The 20,013-nt window shown below is 47.6% G+C and carries 21 protein-coding genes and 1 pseudogene; 15 read left to right on the top strand and 7 right to left on the bottom strand.

Annotated features, from left to right (window positions below):
• Nucleotides 1-192: 192 nt before the first annotated feature.
• On the top strand, nucleotides 193-1,071 hold the full coding sequence (locus tag MKY59_RS30625; protein ID WP_339275336.1) for a helix-turn-helix transcriptional regulator: 879 nt from the start codon (nucleotides 193-195) through the stop codon (nucleotides 1,069-1,071).
• Nucleotides 1,072-1,229: 158 nt separating this feature from the next.
• Here MKY59_RS30625 and MKY59_RS30620 read toward each other — a convergent pair whose 3' ends face one another.
• Nucleotides 1,230-1,655, bottom strand: a complete 426-nt coding sequence (locus MKY59_RS30620; RefSeq protein WP_339275335.1) for an exosporium protein C — start codon at nucleotides 1,653-1,655, stop codon at nucleotides 1,230-1,232.
• A 124-nt stretch (nucleotides 1,656-1,779) separates the two neighbouring features.
• Entirely contained in the window at nucleotides 1,780-2,418 is a 639-nt protein-coding gene (locus MKY59_RS30615; protein ID WP_339275333.1) for a nitroreductase family protein, read from the bottom strand.
• 120 nt (nucleotides 2,419-2,538) lie between these two features.
• Here MKY59_RS30615 and MKY59_RS30610 point away from each other — a divergent pair, with 120 nt between their 5' ends.
• From MKY59_RS30610 to MKY59_RS30595, 4 genes and pseudogenes are all read left to right on the top strand, one after another.
• Entirely contained in the window at nucleotides 2,539-2,898 is a 360-nt protein-coding gene (locus MKY59_RS30610) for a MerR family transcriptional regulator (protein WP_339275331.1), read from the top strand.
• A 65-nt stretch (nucleotides 2,899-2,963) separates the two neighbouring features.
• A pseudogene (locus MKY59_RS30605) lies at nucleotides 2,964-3,968 on the top strand (SMI1/KNR4 family protein); the annotation flags it as partial.
• A gap of 139 nt (nucleotides 3,969-4,107) precedes the next feature.
• Entirely contained in the window at nucleotides 4,108-4,632 is a 525-nt protein-coding gene (locus MKY59_RS30600) for a hypothetical protein (protein WP_339275329.1), read from the top strand.
• Between the two features lie 73 nt (nucleotides 4,633-4,705).
• On the top strand, nucleotides 4,706-5,623 hold the full coding sequence (locus tag MKY59_RS30595; protein WP_339275327.1) for a phosphotransferase: 918 nt from the start codon (nucleotides 4,706-4,708) through the stop codon (nucleotides 5,621-5,623).
• Between the two features lie 151 nt (nucleotides 5,624-5,774).
• Here the strand turns inward: MKY59_RS30595 and MKY59_RS30590 are convergent, their stop codons facing one another.
• Both MKY59_RS30590 and MKY59_RS30585 read right to left on the bottom strand, forming a co-directional pair.
• Nucleotides 5,775-6,617, bottom strand: coding sequence for a hypothetical protein (locus MKY59_RS30590; RefSeq protein ID WP_339275325.1), 843 nt, complete (start codon nucleotides 6,615-6,617; stop codon nucleotides 5,775-5,777).
• A gap of 342 nt (nucleotides 6,618-6,959) precedes the next feature.
• Nucleotides 6,960-7,319 (bottom strand): DoxX family protein, encoded by a 360-nt coding sequence (locus tag MKY59_RS30585; RefSeq protein WP_236413547.1) that lies wholly within the window; start codon nucleotides 7,317-7,319, stop codon nucleotides 6,960-6,962.
• A 137-nt stretch (nucleotides 7,320-7,456) separates the two neighbouring features.
• Here MKY59_RS30585 and MKY59_RS30580 point away from each other — a divergent pair, with 137 nt between their 5' ends.
• Entirely contained in the window at nucleotides 7,457-7,810 is a 354-nt protein-coding gene (locus MKY59_RS30580) for a helix-turn-helix domain-containing protein (protein WP_339275323.1), read from the top strand.
• Nucleotides 7,811-7,893: 83 nt separating this feature from the next.
• Here the strand turns inward: MKY59_RS30580 and MKY59_RS30575 are convergent, their stop codons facing one another.
• The gene (locus MKY59_RS30575) at nucleotides 7,894-8,073 is read right to left on the bottom strand and encodes a hypothetical protein (RefSeq protein ID WP_339275321.1); all 180 of its coding nucleotides are present in this window, start codon (nucleotides 8,071-8,073) and stop codon (nucleotides 7,894-7,896) included.
• Nucleotides 8,074-8,278: 205 nt separating this feature from the next.
• Between MKY59_RS30575 and MKY59_RS30570 the strand changes: the two genes are divergently transcribed.
• The gene (locus MKY59_RS30570; RefSeq protein WP_339275320.1) at nucleotides 8,279-9,502 is read left to right on the top strand and encodes a HAMP domain-containing sensor histidine kinase; all 1,224 of its coding nucleotides are present in this window, start codon (nucleotides 8,279-8,281) and stop codon (nucleotides 9,500-9,502) included.
• Here MKY59_RS30570 and MKY59_RS30565 read toward each other — a convergent pair.
• Nucleotides 9,469-9,777, bottom strand: a complete 309-nt coding sequence (locus MKY59_RS30565; protein ID WP_236413542.1) for a hypothetical protein — start codon at nucleotides 9,775-9,777, stop codon at nucleotides 9,469-9,471. The genes MKY59_RS30570 and MKY59_RS30565 overlap by 34 nt on opposite strands.
• Before the next feature lie 39 nt (nucleotides 9,778-9,816).
• The gene (locus MKY59_RS30560) at nucleotides 9,817-10,908 is read right to left on the bottom strand and encodes a GntR family transcriptional regulator (protein WP_236413541.1); all 1,092 of its coding nucleotides are present in this window, start codon (nucleotides 10,906-10,908) and stop codon (nucleotides 9,817-9,819) included.
• Nucleotides 10,909-11,347: 439 nt separating this feature from the next.
• Here MKY59_RS30560 and MKY59_RS30555 point away from each other — a divergent pair, with 439 nt between their 5' ends.
• The 8 genes from MKY59_RS30555 to MKY59_RS30520 all read left to right on the top strand — a co-directional run bounded on the left by MKY59_RS30555 (nucleotide 11,348) and on the right by MKY59_RS30520 (nucleotide 19,780).
• Entirely contained in the window at nucleotides 11,348-12,964 is a 1,617-nt protein-coding gene (locus MKY59_RS30555) for an FGGY-family carbohydrate kinase (RefSeq protein WP_339275317.1), read from the top strand.
• Between the two features lies 1 nt (nucleotide 12,965).
• The gene (locus MKY59_RS30550) at nucleotides 12,966-13,661 is read left to right on the top strand and encodes an L-ribulose-5-phosphate 4-epimerase (RefSeq protein ID WP_236413539.1); all 696 of its coding nucleotides are present in this window, start codon (nucleotides 12,966-12,968) and stop codon (nucleotides 13,659-13,661) included.
• Nucleotides 13,662-13,727: 66 nt separating this feature from the next.
• Nucleotides 13,728-15,152, top strand: a complete 1,425-nt coding sequence (gene araA / locus MKY59_RS30545) for an L-arabinose isomerase (RefSeq protein WP_339275315.1) — start codon at nucleotides 13,728-13,730, stop codon at nucleotides 15,150-15,152.
• A 148-nt stretch (nucleotides 15,153-15,300) separates the two neighbouring features.
• The gene (locus MKY59_RS30540) at nucleotides 15,301-16,080 is read left to right on the top strand and encodes an AAC(3) family N-acetyltransferase (protein ID WP_339275314.1); all 780 of its coding nucleotides are present in this window, start codon (nucleotides 15,301-15,303) and stop codon (nucleotides 16,078-16,080) included.
• A 298-nt stretch (nucleotides 16,081-16,378) separates the two neighbouring features.
• Nucleotides 16,379-18,106: a diguanylate cyclase gene (locus tag MKY59_RS30535; protein ID WP_339275313.1), complete on the top strand. Its 1,728-nt coding sequence runs from the start codon at nucleotides 16,379-16,381 to the stop codon at nucleotides 18,104-18,106.
• A gap of 376 nt (nucleotides 18,107-18,482) precedes the next feature.
• Entirely contained in the window at nucleotides 18,483-18,938 is a 456-nt protein-coding gene (locus MKY59_RS30530) for a hypothetical protein (protein ID WP_339275311.1), read from the top strand.
• A gap of 38 nt (nucleotides 18,939-18,976) precedes the next feature.
• A complete protein-coding gene (locus tag MKY59_RS30525) occupies nucleotides 18,977-19,399 on the top strand; it encodes an Imm7 family immunity protein (protein ID WP_339275309.1) in 423 nt (140 codons plus the stop codon).
• A gap of 15 nt (nucleotides 19,400-19,414) precedes the next feature.
• Nucleotides 19,415-19,780 (top strand): dihydroorotate dehydrogenase (quinone), encoded by a 366-nt coding sequence (locus MKY59_RS30520; RefSeq protein WP_339275308.1) that lies wholly within the window; start codon nucleotides 19,415-19,417, stop codon nucleotides 19,778-19,780.
• Nucleotides 19,781-20,013: the final 233 nt, after the last annotated feature.

The raw sequence follows: 20,013 nt of genomic DNA, 5'->3' as shown, positions 1-20,013 counted from the left end.
CAAATTCTGGTTATATTTGACTTTGCAGTTTTCGCCTAGATAGCCGATGTACGATGTCTTTTCCATTCTTGCTATTCTCCCGAAGGAAGACATAAACTGAGTATAAATGGACCTGAAGAGGCTAGGAAGAGATCTGGTTATCGTAGGATGGGGAATCCTACGTTCATGAATTCGAAGGAGGGGAGAGGGATCATGACGTACAGCTTGGACCGTTATGAGGAGTTGTCTCACTTTTTACGCATGCGCCGGGAACGGATTACTCCGGAGCAGATTGGATTACCGGAGACCAGACGCAGACGGACACCCGGACTTCGCCGCAGCGAAGTGGCGATGTTGGCAGATGTGGGCTTGGATTGGTATACCTATTTGGAACAAGGGCGTCATATCAATGTGTCGGCTGAGGTTCTTGATCGAATAGCCGAAGTGCTGCGGTTGAATGAATCGGAACGCAGGCATCTGTTTTACCTTGCCCGCAAGCAGCTGCCTTTGAACGAAACATGGAAAACCTCTAAGGCAACACCGGAACTTCAACGTTTTTTGGATAGCCAAAACGTATCTCCGGCGAATGTCATGGATGAGCGCATGAACATTATTGCATGGAATGAAGCCTATTGCGCGCTGAACGGGAACCTTGCGGCGATGTCTGAACGGGAACGGAATTTTGTCTGGATGACGTTTACTTCTCCCCGTTTTCGCTACATCAAGGGGGACCAATGGGAGCTGCATGCCCGGAGGATCGCCGCCAAGTTCCATGCCGGGTACGCCAGGCACGTAGATGACCCTTGGTGGTCAGAGCAGTTCGAGGCGCTGTGCGAAGCCAGCAGCGAGTTTCGGGAATTCTGGGAATCCTATGAGGTTCTGGATGCCATCGATGCCCCAAAGGCACTCCAATGTCCGAATCTCGGGACATTGAATTTTGACATGGTTTCGTTTCAGTATTTAAACGATTCCAATTTGACTGTTTCCATTCATGTTCCCCATCGAGACGGCACCGTTGAAAAGATGCAGCGGCTGTTATTCGATTATCGGAGCCAGCATTCAGTGGAGCTTGAACTCTCCCAAAGAGTTTAGTGATGAGGTAATTGGACTAAGCTGAACCATACCCCAATGAGCAGGAAAAGCAAAAACAGTGCACCTTCTATCGAGGCGCACTGTTTTTGCTTTTCCTGCTCGAACCATCTTAAGCAGCAGAAAGATATTGAGAGCTAGGTCGGGGATCAGAGGCGGTGTTAGTTTCTGGTTTTAACCGCTAACCCGCTAAATGATATGGGTCCTACGACATCTACTCTTGTATTTGGAGTACGGTTTTCGGCTGTGACTGTGTACGCATGCGTACCTGCTGGGACATTTCGATCCTCAGCCTGGAAAGTAACGATATAATTTTGCTCTGAACCCGTAGATTCGATCCCTTGCTGTGTGTTGAAAATTTCTTTGTTGCCGCGGAAGACTCTAAAGCGAACTTGAGCAATGCCTTTGACACCTCTCACCCCAATGGAGGCTACCAAATCTACCCGGTTCGGCTGGGAATTCGCCGGAATCCGTATTGGGATCGTTGCTATGCCGGATTTTTGCGGGGAACGTCGAATCGTAAACGATTTGGCCGGGTTAAAGCGACTAAGCGGCTGAACTGCCGCTTTATCAAGGATACGTACCACAATATCAACCCCTCTTATATGATGCTCCAATGTATGTGAGATTCAGAGAAATGATTGGGCACCATTAGCCTGTTTAGAAGAGTTGTTTTGAAGAAAAAGTAGTGAATAGATTTAGAATAGCCCGTTATCTCCAGAATGTAATCTTGTCGGAACTTAATCGAACGGACTCATACCCTTCCTCCTTGGCTTTACCTATAGAAATAACCATGACGGGAACATAGCGTTTTCCATCCAAATCAAAGGCTTGTGCGACTTGATCCATTTCAAAACCTGCCATTGGATTCGTATCATACCCATGTGCGCGCGCTGCTAACATGAGCTGCATAGCAAAGAGGCTGCTATCGATCTTTGCAACTTCAACTTTGATATGTTGGGGGAGAGTTGGATACATCGATAGAATGGTCTCAAGTTGGCTGTCTCTTACTTCAGCTGGCATTTTTCCTTGTTCCACGGCTGTATTGTAAATTTCCTCAACATGTAAATAGCTCTGGGTGTCACCGAAAATGATTACCATGGCAGATGAAGTATCGTTTTGTAAGGTATTGAAACGCATCAGAGGTCGTAGCTTTTCTTTTCCTTCCGGAGTATCCACCACAACGATCCGCCATGGCTGCATATTTGCAGAGGATGGAGCCAGACTAGCTTCCGAGATGATTTCGCTGAGCTCCTCTTTCGATATTTTAATATGTTCATCATAATGGCGCACAGAACGTCGTCCCTTGACTATACTTGCGAAATCGTTATTAACAATATGGCTAAACATCGAATCTCTCCTTTGGATAACGACCCATTTTTTTGACATTGTACATGTCGTTCGTTATCATATTCGCATTATGAACTATGAACCTAGGTTTATAGCAAACCAATAAAGAGAGGCCATAGGATGAAAATCAATGATGTTTCCAAATTAACGGGCCTGCCTATATCGACATTGAGATTTTATGAACGTAAAAACCTGATTCCAGACACCTTTGTGAAGAGAGATGAAAATAATTATCGGATCTATTCGGAGAATATTGTTGAGTTTCTAGAGGATGTGAAGGCCCTTTTATCCGTAGGATTTTCTGTAGAAGAGTTACGTTCACTAGTCGATCAACAACTCAATCTATCGTATGAGGTAAAGAAAGAGCTGGTTGAACAGAAAATCAAAGAAATTGAAGAGATTCAGAAGCGGTTGAAAAAGTCGAAAAAATTCCTGCAGGCCACATTGGAAGGAAAAACAAGTTTCCAAACCAAATGCTAAAATGGATGAATAAGAGGAAAAGGAAAATGAATACGAAAACAGGCTAGTTAACGGGGGGCCGATCGATGGGATTGGGGAATACAGAAACGCAGCTGGAGCGCATAAAAGACAAACTGAATCAAGCCATGTGCAAAGACACATCGTTCTCCGTGTTTGGGGCATCCTCACATCGGTACAGAGTGAAGGATAGGCTTACAGCAAAAGAGCTGGCTGAATGGCAAGCCCGTAATCAGGTCAACCTGCCAGAGCCTTTCGCATCGTTTTTGACAGAAGTCGGCAATGGAGGCGCCGGACCCTATTATGGAATCTATTCGATCGAAAAGGCGACTTCCTATACCGAAAGTCAGGCTCTCCTTGCAAAATCCGTGCTGTATCCCGGGATGGCTACGGAGGAATGGAACGGTCTGATTGAACCTCTGACCAAGGATGAGGACATCTCGGATGAGGAATACGACGATACCCGTAATAAGGTGCTGGGCGGCATGCTGTGCATAGGGACACAAGGCTGCGAATATGATATGTATCTCGTACTTGAAGGAAAACACCGGGGGAAAGTAGTATACACTTCCGATTTCCATCCCGATCATCCCTTTTTCTTTGTCTATGAGGACAGCTTTCTGGACTGGTATGAGCGCTGGCTGGATGAAATTATTCTGGATTATGATATCGGGTGGTTTGGCAGCCGAATGCCGGGTGACGAGAAGGCGTTGATCAGGATTTATGAAACCGCTCCAAACGAAGAAATCCAGGCTAAGGCGCTTGATGGAATGTTCAAGTTTAAGAAGGTCTCTCAGGAAACCCTTGGTTTTTTGCAAAATATCGCGGCTCAAGGCTCCAAAAATCACGCCACAGCCATTCGGCTCATCTGCAAAACTTCTTTTGGTGCAGGTTCAGAATATCTTTTGAGACTATTGCAATCAGATGGGCATGGGGGTTTTCTGGAAGCTTTAAGGATTCTGCACGCGTACAGTAAAACCGAGGATTTGACGGGGTTTATTCCCGTGATTTTAAAAAAGCTTGACCGGGTTGAGGACCAGGAAACGCTGCGTTATGCAGGGTATATCTTGGAGGCTTGTGAACATGATGTTGGATAGGACGGAACTACTCTTGTCCCGGCCATTTCGGCATGCGGATGTCCTATTCGCACAGGCAAGTAGTCCACCCAGCGCGTAAACTGAATTAGATTTCAGTGGAGCGAGGTGAGATTTCATGGCTAAAACCAACTCAATACGCGTAAAGGCTAAGCGGTACAAAAATCGGCCTGTCTGCGTCACTCTTCACAGTGGCGAGACATATGTCGGTTATATAACTGACGTAAATAACGGAGGCGTAGTGCTTACTGGTGGAGGAACGCTACCGCACAAGGCGACAGGGGAGGGTTCACGTTCTTCCAAGCGCAAGACCGGTTCACGCAGCAAGGGCGCTCGTTCGCAGAACCGGGGACGGGTGAACAGCACGCGCAAGATGCCAACCCATTCGCGCAAGGCACAGCGCGCGCAGGTTTCGTCTTTTATGCCCATGATTGGTTCGCTGTTCGGCGGTTTCGGAGGACTTGGCGGTGCGGCTTCGGCTGGAGGCTTACTTGGCAACGGTATGCGGCTGTTTGGCATGATCCAACGATTCGTCCCGGTCGTAAAGATGGGGTATGGCATGATCAAGTCCATCCGGCCGTTTATGGGTGCCGTCCAAAGCCTGATGGCTCCGCCTAGTCAGGACGAAGAGCAAGAGGGATAGTCCGATACTCAGCCCCTTTGGAGACGGAAGGGGCTTTTCCGTTTTGAGGCTATATTTAAACAGGAGGTGCCCCATGAGTTCCATTATGAACGTCATTGAAAAGATGAAATTGAACGTGTTAAGCATCGACGGCGTTCCGGATTCGTTTAGTTCAGAAGTGTACAAACTTACGCTTGCTGGCGGTGAACATGTTTATGTCAAAATTCCGTTTAACCGAAATAAACTGTTTCGTGAATTTCAGATGCTTGAAACGTTGAAGGACGTGCTGCCTGTTCCTGAAGTATTGGACTTTTGGTCTGGGGATGAACATATGACTGGAGCATTGCTGCTTTCGGCGATTCAAGGCATGCCCTGTACAGAAAACATTGACGAGAAACTTTCCTTTCAGATCGGGATGCATCATGCCATGCTCCATGAAGTCAGCATGCCAGGGTACGGCTGCCATGTGACCGATGGATTTAAAGTTTTTGATCCAAATGATTGGCGGCTGCATATCCAAAACAATTTTGAAAAGTGGAAAGAGCCATGCCAAGAAATGCTTGACCCCGAATTATACGAAAGAAGTGTTCTGCACTTTGATCGTGTTTTCTCAGCTTTGCCCGATCCTGATGGACCATGCATTGTTCATATGGATTTCAGACCTGGAAATATATTAGTGAATGGCAGCGAGGTTGCTGGCATGATCGACTTCGAGAGCGCTCGCGGCGGATCCTCGGAAATCGATTTTACGAAGGTTAATCGGTATATTTGGGAGGTCAATCCGGGAACAAAAGCGTCGTACATCGAAGGTTATCAAACGATTCGACCGATGTTGGATCTGGAAACGGTGCTGCCCTTTTATGATTTTTACGATGCTTTCAGTGCAGTGGTTTGGTGTAAGAACAGAGGGATCGAAAAAAATCGAACGTTTCTGGAGGAAAATATTTTAACTTTGCGCAAAGCAGTGGATGGCTTTCAGAAGAAACGACATTTACTACATGGAAATATATAACCATTTTACATATGCAAACCTACCTGCCATATTCCTTCAAGCAGTATACGTACAACAAGGAGGCGATGAAATTATCCGCTTCTCAAACAAAGAGCCGTCCTCTAAAGGATGGCCCTACGTTTTGCCTCAACATCAAGTACGGAAACATCATTTATCCATGAAAATGTTCCACCAAAATCCCGCGTAAAACGTGTTTGTATTCCTCCATGCCATAGGACGAGTTGTCGACCTTTCTCTTGGCTATATGTAAGCCGGCGAATATGTCCTGTTCCAGTTCACGCCGTGCTTCAAGGACCTCTAACGTGCCTTCCAGGCCTGTGAGGTTATGACGTTTGCCGTAGCCTTGGTTCGTGTAATAATCGATAAACCCCTCGGACCATTCCCGCGGCCGTTCTTGTATGGCCTTCTTGAAAGAACAACCCAAATCCTGCTGTTCCACGTAAATCAATAATGGATTCAAACGTTCCACGATGTGCGCCAGTTGCGTAACATAGCCCATTACGTCTTCTTTCTTTGCATGATGCTTAATCATCCCGATCGTTACTTGGATGAAACAGCAATCAAACACAAAGGGATCGGGGCCGGCCCACGCGCTCTCGGCAAACCTCTTCCACCGATCCGTGATCAGCTTTCTGTTCTGTTCAAATGGCAGCTCGTAGATATCGTGTTTGAAAATGGATTTCATCCATTCATCGGGCAAGCTCTCACCGAATTTATTTTGCATTTTTCGATATTCCAAAAAGTAATGATGACCCTCTCGAATAGCGTGATCGCTCAATAGATCTTGAAATGGTCCATATGAACGCAGCAATTCAATGAATTCATGCTCTATAAAAAAGGCAACGCCATCATAATCGGCAGGATGATCCAAATTGCCTTCCAGAAACAATCGGGATGCAACGTTCATTTCCGCTAAAATTTCATGGACGAGCCCAGCCGTTGTCGTTTTGCCGAAACCAGGCAGCCCTTCGATGAGCACTAATTTCGATTGCATAATCAAGTTCCTCCTTCGTGGTTGGAGGATAAGCAGGCAAGAATCATAGAGACGCGGTTTCCCAAAAAATAAAAAGCAGATACCGTCAGGTATCCGCAGAATGGGTGTATGATGCACCTTTCCTGCATACCCTGCAAGATGAATTCCAAGCATGCCAAATCAACGAGTGTATTCACCCATAATTCGTGGCATCCTTTTGAATTCGTAATCTCTACAGCGTAGTCCACATGGTAAGGTATATGCTCCTTTGTTTGCATCTCTATGGTTCAGATTACCATTAAAGCGCAGTAAAAACAATCAAAGCGCTGCTCATACGATGCTTTTCGCCATCAGAAGGGCATATCATTCTAAAAAACGACCGATGGCAACCCATGCAGCCAGGACGAAAAAGACGACGTTCACGCCGATCTCCCGATATTCCTTGCGTGTAATGTGCAGCAGAGCGCCCAAAAGAACGATGATTGCCAGCGCAGTCGCGGCGATTGGCGTCAGAACAGGCCAAATATTCGTGGCCTGAGGCAGGATAACGCCTAGCGCTCCTAATAACTCGGCCAATCCGATCATGATGACGAGACCTTTGGGGAGGTCTTTGACCCACCCCCAAGATGCTTTGGCTTTTTCATGCTGAAACGCCTTCAACCACCCGGAGTAAACAAAGCCGAATGCCACAGCCCCTTGAATTATCCATAATACAACATTCATGAACATAGACCTCCTGATCACTTTATTCGTTACACAAGGTATAATAGAGCCTAACGACAAGACTCAGGAAGTAGGCACTTTATCTAAACCTGGTTAACAAAAAGTGACCTTATGAAACATAAGGGGTGAAGCGTTCCATGGAAGAATATTGTAAATTCGAATCGGCATTGAACATTTTGGTGGGAAAGTGGAAACCGGTCATTTTGCTGCAGCTTATTTCGAAAGGCACCATGCGGTTTAGCGAACTGCAAAAGGCGATACCGGATATCAACAAAAAAATGCTCACTCAGCAATTAAGAGAGCTGGAATACAACGATATCGTGCATCGCGAGGTGTACAATCAGATTCCTCCGAAGGTGGAGTATTCCATTTCCGAGTACGGCAGAGGTTTAAGCTCCGTGTTGCAGGCATTAAATGATTGGGGCGCCACTCATCTTGAACATATGAGCAAGTTATATAAAAACGATCCTTTAGAAAAGAAATCGGAATGAAGCCGCTTATCGGCGCACCCGAAAAAGGCATGAATGAGAGATTAATCCCCCCATCATGCCTTTCTGTTGTGTTACATGTTTTCTTAGTTCGAAATCAGTTCAACAGACTGCGAATCCATGATCGGATTCCAGTATTGATCGATCGCAATCGTTAAAGGTTGCGGATAATCCAAAGCCTCTTTTCCAAAATTTAAGGCATAGTAGTCTTCAATGGAACTATCGGCTGTAGTGGACACGGAATGCCCGCCCCATGCCTTTTGCACGTAACAACCTCCTGAAAACTCGTAATAATAAAGAGGTTCATGGCAACTCCCTGTATTTCCTGCCCAGCTGTGGAAAAATTAAAATTACATAATAATAAAAAGCTTGTTATATTGTACACAACCAAAGATGAAACTGGGCTATATGGATGATCTTTTCATTCATTGCAAAGGAAGGACATCAATAAAAGGGTTAAGTGGTGAATTCATGAAGGAATTTTACAGTCAAGTGAACCGCAAAACATATTATATCATCATGTCTGTCGTCATCGTGCTGATGTTCGGCGGATTGATTCTGTCTACGACCGAGCTGGAGGAGATTAACCTCGGATACATCATCCATTTGTTGTGCGTAGCAGGAATATCGGCATGTTTATGGATGTATCCCAGGCGCGAGACCCATTTTTTTCGAAAAGTGATCATTCTGGCGGGGTTTGCTTATTTCTACACCCTGTTCTTTATGTATCCGGAGACGTGGACCACGTATATTTTCATTTCTCTCTTTCCCGCATTATCGATCCTGTTTTTTGATTCCAAGCTGTTCTATTTCTCGTTCACGGTCAACGGCATTTTAATCGCCTTCACGTTCTCGTACATCCTTTTGGTGGATCAGCGCAATGCCTATGCCTACTTGCACCAGGACGTGGTGGGCAATCTGATCAACATCGTGGCGATTCAACTATTAATGTTCCTGATCTTTCATCTCTCCTTCGTGAGGATGCGGAAACAGCAGCACTATTACGAACAATTGCAACAATCCGAGCGGCTGAAAATGGTCGCGCATTTGACGGCCGCCGTTGCCCATGAAATTCGCAACCCGGTTACGGTAGTCCGGGGGTTCTTGCAGTTTTTTAAAGAGGACCCTTCATTCTCCGAGTCAACCAAGAACAAATTTCAATTGATGATCGATGAACTGAATACGGTGGAACATATTACTTCCCAATTTCTGACCTTGTCGAAGCCCAGTGTAGACCAGCGTCCGGAGGAGGTAAATGTAAAGGATGTCGTGGAGAGCGTTGAGGGGCTGATCGGCTCCTACGCGATGCTGTCCGACAAACACCTCCGTATCCAAGCGGAGGAAGATTGCTTGATTTTCATCAACGAAATCGAATTCAAGCAGCTGCTCATGAATGTGATCAAAAATGCGTTGGAAGCTTCCGATGCAGGACAATCGGTTGCGGTGATGGCAAAGAGAGAGCATGAATTCATTGAGATTAAAGTCATGGATGAAGGAAGTGGAATGTCCGAAGATGAGGTAAGGTCGCTGGGCACGCCCTATTATTCGTTGAAAAGCAGCGGAACCGGCTTGGGATTGATGATCTGTTTTAACATCGTGGAAAAATATGATGGAAAGATTCGCTATAACAGTGCGAAAGGGCGTGGCACCACGGTTACGATTCAATTTCCTGCAGCAAAGGGGAGCCGCCCATAACCAACCAAAAAGGAGATCTCCCAGAGATCTCCGTCATTGTCGGTTTTGTGGGCGAACAGCATATACGGAAAGGTATGTTCGCCTTCCACTTCACGGTAATCGCAAATGGCATTGACCAGACAAAGCTCGGTTGCCGTTTCGCCAAACTGTCCGGTGGACTGAACGAGCTTGTCGATGCTGCCGTCCAAACCATGCCATTCCGCTTCCCTCCCTCTGAATCCCAATGTATCATGCAGTGCGGGGTACACCCTTGCAGATCGCAACCAATCATGCATGCTTTCTGCCACTCATCCGCCTTGGCGTTTGCCACTGCGTTACTCCACTTCGATTTCCTTAACGGTTTCCCCTTCGACCAGCACAGGCTGATAATAGGTATGGGCGGCCAAGTCTTTCTTGCCTTGCAGTGTTTTGATGATCCAGTCTGCGGCGTCGCGTCCCATCTGCTCTTGGGGATGGGTCAGCGTCGTGAGCTTGATGTTGGCGTTTTTGGCGATATACGAGTTGTCCTGGCCGATGATGGAAAGCTCGTCAGGGATCGAAATGCCAAGTTTGCGGCAAGTATGAACCACCTCCAGCCCCACTTCGTCGTTGTAACAGACAATGGCGGTCAGAACGTCCCTGTTTTCGCTTAAGTACGTTTCCAGACTGGTCGATAGATCCGGTTTGGATGCGGTATCGAACGAAAGCACCTGCTCGGGATGAAAACGCAATTTGGCTTCTCCCAGGGCCTTGATATATCCCTTCATCCGGTATTTCCCCTGCAAATCGTCCATTTTCGCGATAATGCCGATCTGGGCGTGGCCCTTGGCGATCAGTTCCCGCGTGGCGAGATAGCTGGACTGCACGTCATCCAGACAGAAGAAGGGCACCTCCAGCTCCTCATAATAGGCATTAATCATCGTAAACGGCACGTCCTGTTCTTTAAAAGAAAGATAGTACGCGATATTAGGGTTGTATAAATTGCTCTTGGTAGGCTCGACAATGAGACCGTCCACGCCGTAGGACAGCATCATTTCAAGCGCCTTTTTCTCCTGGGCGACATCATTGTTGGTGCTGGCAAGCAGCAGCGAATAGTTGTCTTCATTCAATCGGCTTTCAATGCCGCGGATGATGGAAGGGAAGATGTAATCCGAGATATAAGTCGTGATGACACCGATCGTTCTTTTCGAGGCGTGGCCGCCGGACCGCAGCCTGTATTGGTTGCTTACATAGGTCCCCGAGCCCTTTTCGCTTCGCAGAAAACCTTCGTTCGACAGCTCCAAAATGGCTTTCCGTACGGTCTGGCGGCTTACGTTATAGCTCTCCTGCAACGCCGACTCGGTCGGGATTTGTTCTCCCACGTTGTATGTCCCGGCGAGGATATCGCTTTTGATGTCATCGATGATGATTTGATACTTTGGCTTCACGTCATCCACTTCTTTCATTGTCGTTTCATATATAAAAAGTCGTTATCGAAATAGTTGTACGTACATATTTTATCATGATTGCGGCGGGATGGGAACGAAAGGTACATATTTTCGAAATGAACCGTACAAATTGCGGGTGAAACAGGGATGTGTACTTAACAGTATAGCCTGGTAAATGTAAGGATAGTCCACTATTGCGGCAATTTTCACGGACTATGTAGGTATAACTATTATATTTTATTGACAAATGTACGTACAAAAAATATACTAAGGCTGTCAGTTGGAGAAAGCGCCTTCTTGAAGGGGACGAAAAAGTTCTTCGAGTAAAAGGCCGCTTATTTTCGATACGAATTCATGAATTCAATATATTTTTTGCGCTTTTTAGCGATGCCATCCTTCGGATTTAAAACTTGCGATCAGAGAGGGGACAACCGTGATCATGAGTCATTTGGACATGAAAGAAGCGATTGCCAAGGGAGCGACTTCGCTTGGGATCGAATTTGGATCTACGCGGATCAAGGCCGTGTTGATCAACGAGCGTTTTGAAACCGTCGCGTCCGGAAGCTACGAATGGGAGAATCTCCTGAAAGACGGATATTGGACATACAGCCAGGAAGATATCATCGCCGGCATGCAGACGGCCTATCGCGAAATGAAGCAAGAGGTCGAGCAAAAGTATGGAGTGATCCTGCGGACCGTAGGTTCCATCGGATTTTCCGCCATGATGCACGGATATATGGCGTTCGATAACAAAGGCGAGCTGCTGGTGCCGTTCCGGACATGGCGGAACGCCACGACCGGCGCCGCAGCGAAAGAGTTGACCGAGCTGTTCCGGTTCAACATTCCAGAACGCTGGAGCATTGCCCACTTGTACCAAGCCATCCTGAACGGGGAAGAACATGTGCCTCGCATTGATTTCCTGACCACGCTTGCCGGATACATCCACTGGCTGTTAACGGGCAGCAAAGCGATCGGCATCGGCGATGCTTCGGGGATTTTCCCGATCGACGAGGCCTCGCATGACTATCATCCATCCATGATCAAGCAATTCAGCGAGCTGATTGCTGCCAAAGGATATCCATGGAAGGTCGAGGATCTGCTTCCCAAAGTTTATCTCGCCGGAGAACGTGCAGGCGACTTGACCGAGGAGGGCGCCAAGCTGCTCGATCCATCGGGGGATTTGCAGGCAGGCATTCCGCTCTGTCCTCCGGAAGGCGATGCCGGAACCGGCATGGTTGCGACGAACAGCGTGAGAAAGCGCACGGGTAACATCTCGGTCGGCACGTCCGTATTTGCGATGATCGTATTGGAGAAGGAGCTGTCCAAAGTATATCCCGAGATCGATATGGTCACGACGCCGGACGGCAGCCCTGTGGGCATGGTGCATGCAAACAACTGCTCGAGCGACATCAACGCATGGATCGGCTTGTTCCGCGAATTTTCGGAAGCGATGGGATTCGAAGCCGATACCGGCAAGCTGTTCAGCGTCCTGTTCAACAAGGCGCTTGAAGCAGAGCCGGATGGCGGCGGTTTGTTGAGTTACGGGTACTATTCCGGCGAGAACATCACGGGCATCGACAAAGGCCGTCCGTTGTTCGTCCGTTCGCCCGAAAGCCGCTTCAACCTGGCGAACTTTATGCGCACGCACCTCTTTACCGCCTTTGGCGCGCTGAAGATCGGGATGGACATTTTGACGAAGAACGAGAATGTGGCCATTGATAGCATTTTGGCCCATGGCGGGCTGTTTAAAACGCCTGTCGTCGGACAACGCATCGTGGCTGCGGCCATGAACGTGCCGGTATCGGTCATGTCCACCGCAGGCGAAGGCGGAGCATGGGGCATGGCGCTCCTGGCTTCCTACCTGATCAACAAGGATCAAGAAGAGAGCCTGGACGTCTTCCTTGAGCAGAAAGTGTTCAGCGATGTTTCTGGAGAGGAAGTTGCGCCGGATGCATCCGACGTCAAAGGATTCGAAGCATTTATCGAGCGCTACCGGAAGGGATTGGCCATCGAGCAGGCCGCCGTCGACCATCTGGTAGAGAACGGGAGGGACTAACATGTTGGAACAACTGAAACAGGAAGTCTACGAGGCGAATCTGGAATTGCCGAAGCACGGCCTTGTCAAATTCACTTGGGGCAATGTCAGCGCGATCGACCGGGAAAGCGGTCTGTTCGTCATCAAACCGAGCGGCGTCAGCTATGACAAAATGAAACCAAGCGACATGGTCGTTGTCGATCTCGACGGCAACGTGGTGGAAGGCGAGATGAGACCTTCCTCCGATACGGCGACGCATGCCGTATTGTATAAGCATTACTCGGAGATCGGCGGTATCGTGCACACCCACTCCACATGGGCAACGATCTGGGCGCAAGCCGGACTGGATGTGCCGGTGATGGGTACGACGCATGCGGACACGTTCTATGGCCCCGTGCCTTGCGCACGCTTTTTGAACCAGGAGGAAATCGACCGCGGATACGAAGCCGAAACAGGCCGCGTCATCATTGAAACGTTCGAACAACGCGGTTTGGACGTTATGGCGATCCCGGCGGTACTGCTTCATGGCCATGCACCGTTTACTTGGGGCAAAGATGCCAAGTCGGCGGTCGTGAACAGTGTCGTGCTGGAGGAAGTGTGCAAAATGAATCTGTACGCCCGTCAATTGAACAACTTTGCGAAGGAGCTGCCGCAAGGCATCCTGGATAAACACTATTTGCGCAAACACGGCAAAGACGCCTATTACGGGCAGAAATAAATCGGACATCAGCACAAGCGGAACAATGTTTGAAAAACATAAACCATGGAAAAGAGGATGATCGATATGACAGCAACAGCAGCTAAAGAATTTTGGTTCGTCGTAGGTTCGCAGCATCTGTACGGGGATGAGGCGCTGGGCGAGGTTAAAGCGAATGCACAAAAAATCGCGGATGCCCTGAACGCAAGCGGCGTTCTGCCATACCCGCTCGTATTGCAGGATCTGGCCGTCAGCGCGGACAAAATCACAAGCATCATGAAAGAAGTCAACTATCGCGACGAGGTGGCGGGCGTAATCACGTGGATGCATACGTTCTCCCCGGCGAAAATGTGGATCCGCGGCACGAAATTGCTGCAAAAGCCGCTGCTCCATCTGGCAACCCAATTCAATGAGAGCATCCCTTGGGCGACGATCGACATGGACTTCATGAACTTGAACCAAGCGGCGCATGGCGACCGCGAGTATGGATTCATCAATGCCCGCCTGAAAAAACAAAATAAAATCGTCGTTGGCTACTGGGAGCGTCCTGAAGTGCAGAAGCAAGTCGCGGATTGGATGGACGTAGCCGTTGCTTATAACGAAAGCTTCAACATTAAAGTGGCTCGGTTCGGCGACAACATGCGCAACGTGGGCGTTACGGAAGGCGACAAAGTGGAGGCCCAAATCCAGTTCGGCTGGACCGTGGACTACTTCGGCATCGGCGACCTCGTGCAGTACGTGAATGCTGTGTCCGAGCAAGAGATCGACGATCTGATGAGCGAGTATGCAGAGCTGTATGAATTCGACTACGGCACGTACAGTAAAGAAGATTGGGAAGCCAGCGTGCGCGTGCAAGCGAGCTACGAGATCGCGATCAAACGTTTCTTGGATGATGGCGGATACACCGCTTTCACGACAAACTTCGAAGATCTGCACGGCATGAAGCAGCTACCGGGTCTGGCCGTTCAACGTTTGATGGCCCAAGGCTACGGATTCGCCGGCGAAGGCGACTGGAAAACGGCTGCGCTTGACCGTTTGCTGAAAGTGATGGCTCATAACGAAAACACCGGTTTCATGGAAGACTACACCTACGAGATGGCAGCAGGTCAGGAAGCGATTCTGCAATCCCACATGCTTGAAGTTGATCCGACGCTGGCGAGCAACAAGCCGAAAATCATCGTGTCCCCACTTGGGATTGGCGATCGCGAAGATCCGGCACGTCTCGTATTTGACGGTAAAGCCGGCGAAGGCGTAGTTGTTTCCATGGCTGACTTCGGGACACACTACAAATTGTTGATTAACGAAGTCTCTGCCTTCGAACCGACGGTTCCGGCTCCAAAACTGCCGGTGGCCCGCGTACTTTGGAACGTGAAGCCGAACTTCCAGGATGGGGTCAAAGCCTGGATCGAAAATGGCGGCGGTCATCATACCGTGGTATCCCTGAATTTGACGACAGATCAAATCGTGACCTATGCCAAACTGGTTAATTTGGAGTACGTGGTCATTAAGTAATTTGGCCATCATTCACGCATACGATTTCTTATGAAGCGGCCGGAGGCAACCCTCCGGCCCTTTCTTATGTGGTTGGATAATTTATCCTTCCATTGTACAACGGTCAACGGTTTTCTTTTATAATACTTAAAAGGAGGTATTGATAGTTATGCATACTCAAGCAAGCTTGCTTCAGCAGCTCCAACAGCTCGGCATCGACGGCAAGGGCACGTTGCTCATGCATTCTTCCATGAAAAGCATAGGTGAAGTCGAGGGCGGAGCCGACACGGTACTTGATGCGTTAACCGAATACATGAAAGAGGGACTGCTCGTTTTGCCCACGCATACGTGGTCCACGATCAATGCGAGTAACCCAATGTTCCACGTGGAATCATCGCCATGCTGCGTCGGCATTTTGCCAGAGCTTTTCCGCAAACGCCCTGGCGTGGTTCGTTCATGGCATCCGACGCACTCGGTAGCCGCTCTCGGTCGGGATGCAGAAGCGTTTACGAAAGATGATCATCTGTTCGACACGCCTTGTGCGAGAGGTTCGGCATGGGGGAAACTGCTGGATCGCCAAGCGACCATTATTTTGGTGGGCGTTGACCTGAAGCGGAATACGTTTATTCATGGCGTGGAAGAGTGGGTGGACATCCCAGGCCGGTTGACGGACGGACATGAACAGTTATGCACCGTTCTGCCCGATGGAACGAAGATACAGGTACCTTCACGCAGACATTGCGGATTGTCCTGGTCCGAGCATTTTTGGAAGGTGGACGAGGTGCTGGAGCGAGAAGGGGCGATGTACAAAAGGAAACTTGGCGATGCGGTGGTGAGAGTTTGTAATGCTGCAAAAGTAGCAGAGGTGATCACGGGGATGCTGCGGGAAAATCCCGATCTGTTCTCGGATAATGAACCGCTGGACGATTTGTACGACCATACGCGGTAACGGAGGACCATGAATCGCAGAATTTCCCATGGCTGTGCCAAGCCTGGTTTGAAACGTTCAAAAGCCGTCAAAACTTCACGGAATTGATTTCAGAAATGCTCAGAGGTTGGCTGGACTGCCATTGTGTGGGCTACTCAGTCTCTTTGCGGTGTGATAAGATGTGGTTTAATTAACCAATAACAACTGTGAGGCAATCCTTTCTGAAGGCTATTGAAGTCTTATTAAAGGTTCATTTCAGATTCAAGGAGTATACTGTTCCATGATATCGTAGTTGTTGAATCGACAAAGGAGAAGATTTGTGAGCCCATCAGCGTGGTATGATCTCTTTCTATTCGTCCTCTTGTTTGCGTTATATGTCTATGTTTTTGTTACCGTTAGAATTACGAACTTACATAAGGTGTACTTTCTTTTTCACGGTTTGATGATGATCTGGCCGTTCTGCCAGTTTGCCATTGACCTGACGGGCAATCTCAGCTTGCAATGGTTTTACGTGACGCTTTCCTTTGTTGCCGTATCGCTGCTCGGAAGCGGGTGGTTGTTGCTAACCTATTTCCTGACAGGCGAAACAGATCGATTAAGGAATAGGAAAAGGAAAACCGTCTTTTTGTTCGTCCCTGCGGTCATTGGAGCTATAGGCGTCGTGCTAAATCCGTGGAACTGGTTCGTGACGCCGCTGGGCGGCGGATATGCAGAACGTTCCTACGGCCCATGGTTTTGGGTGATCCTTGCAATTCTCGTGAGCTACTTTCTGGCATCCCTCTCCGTCTTGTTCGGAGCGCTTCGTTCTTCCCGGACGCTGCCTGCGATCAAGAAGCAGGTCGTGTTCACATTGTGGGGTCTCTTCGTGCTGGCTGCATTTGCCGGTTTGGATGCCTTGCTTAACGTCGTATTCAGACCATGGTTGCCGATTATTCCGGGACTGACCTCCTTGGGAATCTTTCTGTCCGGGCTGTTCTTTGTCTATGTCATTAAAAAATACAACGTGTTTGATCTCGTCTCCATTGCGCACGAGGATGTCATTAACACCATTCCTTACGGAATTCTTGTATTGGACGAGAACGAAACCATTGTTGAAGTCAACAAGGCACTGCGGTCATTCATGGATATGAACGTGGGCGATACGTTTGATTTGGATGCATTTTTGGAATCCGTGCGGGCGGAGGGCAAGGTCCGCGAGTTTGCGGAGCATTACAAACGAAAAGAAAACATTTTGTCCCAGATCGAAATCATCGTGGAGAGGGACTTTGTTCGCCGGTTTATTTTGCAATCCTCGCCAATCGTTGATTCGCGCCTTGTCCCTATCGGACATATCCTTACGTTTCAGGATGTTTCGCAGGAGCGATATCTCGTTGAAGAATTGAATCGACAGAACATAGTGCTTCAAGAACGAAACCATTCATTGGACCGCATCAGCAGCGAGTTGTCCAAAGCTAATCAGAAGCTGGAAGAACTGGTCGTTACGGACAGTTTGACGGACAGTTATAATCGCCGTTACTTGACCCAGCAGTTGACGCATGAAGTGATCACTAACATGCAGTACAGAATCCCGTTTTCAATGATTCTCTTTGATATTGATTTCTTCAAAGGGATTAATGATAAGCACGGGCACGTCATCGGCGACGAAGTTCTCCATCGCATGGCGCTCATCGTCAAACAGTCCATCCGCAGCACCGATATTCTGGCCCGGTACGGCGGGGAGGAATTTATGATCTATCTTCCGCATGCAGGCAGCAGTTTGGCCAAACAGGTCGCGGAACGCGTGAGATTATCGGTGGAAAGAAATCCCATGGCACTGGGGGAGGACGAGGAACCGGTTTCCATAACGGTGAGTATGGGAATTTTATCGGTGGAGGATTTCCAAACCGTTCAAGTGCCTGACAGTCCGGAAGGATTTTTGGTTCAATTGTTCGCCGCCGTGGACAAAGCCTTGTACCAAGCCAAGCATAACGGACGAAATCGAGTTGAATTTGCGGAGTTGAAATGGATTGCAGCGGGAGATGGTTCGTCTGAGACGGAAGTCTCTTGAGAAGTGAAGGCTGCCGACGGGACTGTGGTCTATGGTGATAAAGCCGCTGTGATGAAAGCATTATTTTGTTATTTACAGGCCATTCGTCAAAGAATTGGCCTGTATTTTTCGTTGTATCAGAATATGCTTGTGACAAGACGGGATGGTCTCAGGAGCCTTACCCATCTCACTAGCTCACTAACTGACAAAAAAATAGGAGGCATACGTCTAGGTGAATCAATAAAGCGCTCAGATATACCATTAGGGTCAGCAGCTTATACATTCTAAAGATTGCGCCCAATATTCGAGAGTTAGAGATGCGTCAGTTACCCGTGTTTTACTTTTTATTTTATAAAATACAAGCACTAAAAGGCTAAGTTTTGGTTACGGGGGGAGTATGAATATTAGATATATATACAGTATTGAATATAATGAGCATTTCAACGAAGTGATACTCGATTTTAGTTTGGATAAGTCATTAAAAAATGGTTATCTGATCACTAATTCGCTCGGGACTGATATCTTTGGAGATCTTGCTGCTATTCAGGAAGAGATCAGGGGGTTACTCGAGTTGTTTACAGGGAAAGTAGCCTCATATGGCGGTGGTGGCAATGTGAACCTAATCCATTCTGATGCGAAGTACACTACTTTTGAAGACATATTCGCTGAAGAAGGCGTGGAAGATCCTACGTGTACTATTGATACAGTAGAATACATGAGAATAATTCTTGTGTGGGCCAAGAGAAATGTTCAATATAAAAGACACCGAGGCGTCATGGATAAAGGACATGCGGAACTATTCGAAGATTGGATAAACGAAACAATCGTAGCGATCGATATGATTGAGAGTTAAATAGTAAGCATCTACAAGCGTGGAAGGGTGAAAATGCGATGTATGAGTACCATGGTTGGGCGACAATTCGAGCGAGTGCTTCTTTTGATGATGATATGGATGAAGCCCCGATTGTTCAAGAAATACAAGATTACATTCATGAAATGAATTGGACTAGCGGCGTGTTGGATATTAGAGCAGTAAACGGGGATTTCCAAGTGTGGATCGCTGGATTAGATAATCATAAGCCTTCGGAAAGAGTTGATCCGATCAATGTATTCAAGAAGATTGGAGATATGGCTCCGGGTTCATACGGAATTTTGTACATAAGGGATAGTGATGACGTTGAGTCATTTAATATATTTAAGGTGTATACACTAATTCGAGGAGAAGTAAGGGGGCATGATGATCCATTTCTATCGCCGTTTATACCGAAGTTAGAAGACCCGGACCCAGAATGTCTTTCAGAATCATACCCGTAACAAGGAGATGGGGTTGTGGAAATAATAAACAGGAAATATTATGAAGGTTATGAGGGGGAAGGAGAAATACAGTTTATAAGGCACCTCTCAAATGGAGATAAGTATGTAATAAGAATATGGGATGGTTATTTTGACGAAATAATGGGGGGAATACAGCCGGAGCAAGACGGGTGGACAGGTTTGGCATATTATTACCATGTTGAAGAGCCTTGGTGGGAAAAACCATGGAAGATTCCAAATATACAAATCGTATTAAAACAGCTACAAGAAATAAAAACCGAGCATTTGAATGCGGAGGCCAAGGACTTACTTGTAGAGCTTTGTAATATATTGTCCAACTCCTGGGAATCAAACGAATCTGTATGGATTGCTGATGAGTAAGCTTATTTGAAAAAAGAAATCTTTCAGGGATATAAGCGGGTTAGCGGAGGGGAACAAATTAGAGTATACTAACTATTAGAGCAAATATCTTCAAATTACATATTTAACTCTATCCATAATATTGATACACTATGTGTAGAGCATTATTTATACAGAAAAGGTGTGAGCCAGCTCCACAGACCGGCTTGCTTCAATGCCATATCGACAGCGCTTACATCCTTTCGGCAAATCTT

Origin of the sequence: Paenibacillus sp. FSL W8-0426, from assembly GCF_037969725.1 — a bacterium.
In the GTDB taxonomy this organism is placed as follows: Bacteria; Bacillota; Bacilli; order Paenibacillales; family Paenibacillaceae; genus Paenibacillus; species Paenibacillus hubeiensis.
Note: the sequence above shows the minus strand (reverse complement) of the source record. Positions and strands in the feature narration are given on the sequence as shown.

Excerpts from the sequence above, each read along its gene's own strand:
- MKY59_RS30625 (WP_339275336.1), top strand. The coding sequence starts at position 193 with ATGACGTACAGCTTGGACCGTTATGAGGAGTTGTCTCACTTTTTACGC.
- MKY59_RS30615 (WP_339275333.1), bottom strand. The coding sequence starts at position 2,418 with ATGTTTAGCCATATTGTTAATAACGATTTCGCAAGTATAGTCAAGGGA.
- MKY59_RS30610 (WP_339275331.1), top strand. The coding sequence starts at position 2,539 with ATGAAAATCAATGATGTTTCCAAATTAACGGGCCTGCCTATATCGACA.
- MKY59_RS30600 (WP_339275329.1), top strand. The coding sequence starts at position 4,108 with ATGGCTAAAACCAACTCAATACGCGTAAAGGCTAAGCGGTACAAAAAT.
- MKY59_RS30595 (WP_339275327.1), top strand. The coding sequence starts at position 4,706 with ATGAGTTCCATTATGAACGTCATTGAAAAGATGAAATTGAACGTGTTA.
- MKY59_RS30590 (WP_339275325.1), bottom strand. The coding sequence starts at position 6,617 with ATGCAATCGAAATTAGTGCTCATCGAAGGGCTGCCTGGTTTCGGCAAA.
- MKY59_RS30585 (WP_236413547.1), bottom strand. The coding sequence starts at position 7,319 with ATGAATGTTGTATTATGGATAATTCAAGGGGCTGTGGCATTCGGCTTT.
- MKY59_RS30580 (WP_339275323.1), top strand. The coding sequence starts at position 7,457 with ATGGAAGAATATTGTAAATTCGAATCGGCATTGAACATTTTGGTGGGA.
- MKY59_RS30570 (WP_339275320.1), top strand. The coding sequence starts at position 8,279 with ATGAAGGAATTTTACAGTCAAGTGAACCGCAAAACATATTATATCATC.
- MKY59_RS30565 (WP_236413542.1), bottom strand. The coding sequence starts at position 9,777 with ATGCATGATTGGTTGCGATCTGCAAGGGTGTACCCCGCACTGCATGAT.
- MKY59_RS30555 (WP_339275317.1), top strand. The coding sequence starts at position 11,348 with ATGAGTCATTTGGACATGAAAGAAGCGATTGCCAAGGGAGCGACTTCG.
- MKY59_RS30550 (WP_236413539.1), top strand. The coding sequence starts at position 12,966 with ATGTTGGAACAACTGAAACAGGAAGTCTACGAGGCGAATCTGGAATTG.
- araA (WP_339275315.1), top strand. The coding sequence starts at position 13,728 with ATGACAGCAACAGCAGCTAAAGAATTTTGGTTCGTCGTAGGTTCGCAG.
- MKY59_RS30540 (WP_339275314.1), top strand. The coding sequence starts at position 15,301 with ATGCATACTCAAGCAAGCTTGCTTCAGCAGCTCCAACAGCTCGGCATC.
- MKY59_RS30530 (WP_339275311.1), top strand. The coding sequence starts at position 18,483 with ATGAATATTAGATATATATACAGTATTGAATATAATGAGCATTTCAAC.
- MKY59_RS30525 (WP_339275309.1), top strand. The coding sequence starts at position 18,977 with ATGTATGAGTACCATGGTTGGGCGACAATTCGAGCGAGTGCTTCTTTT.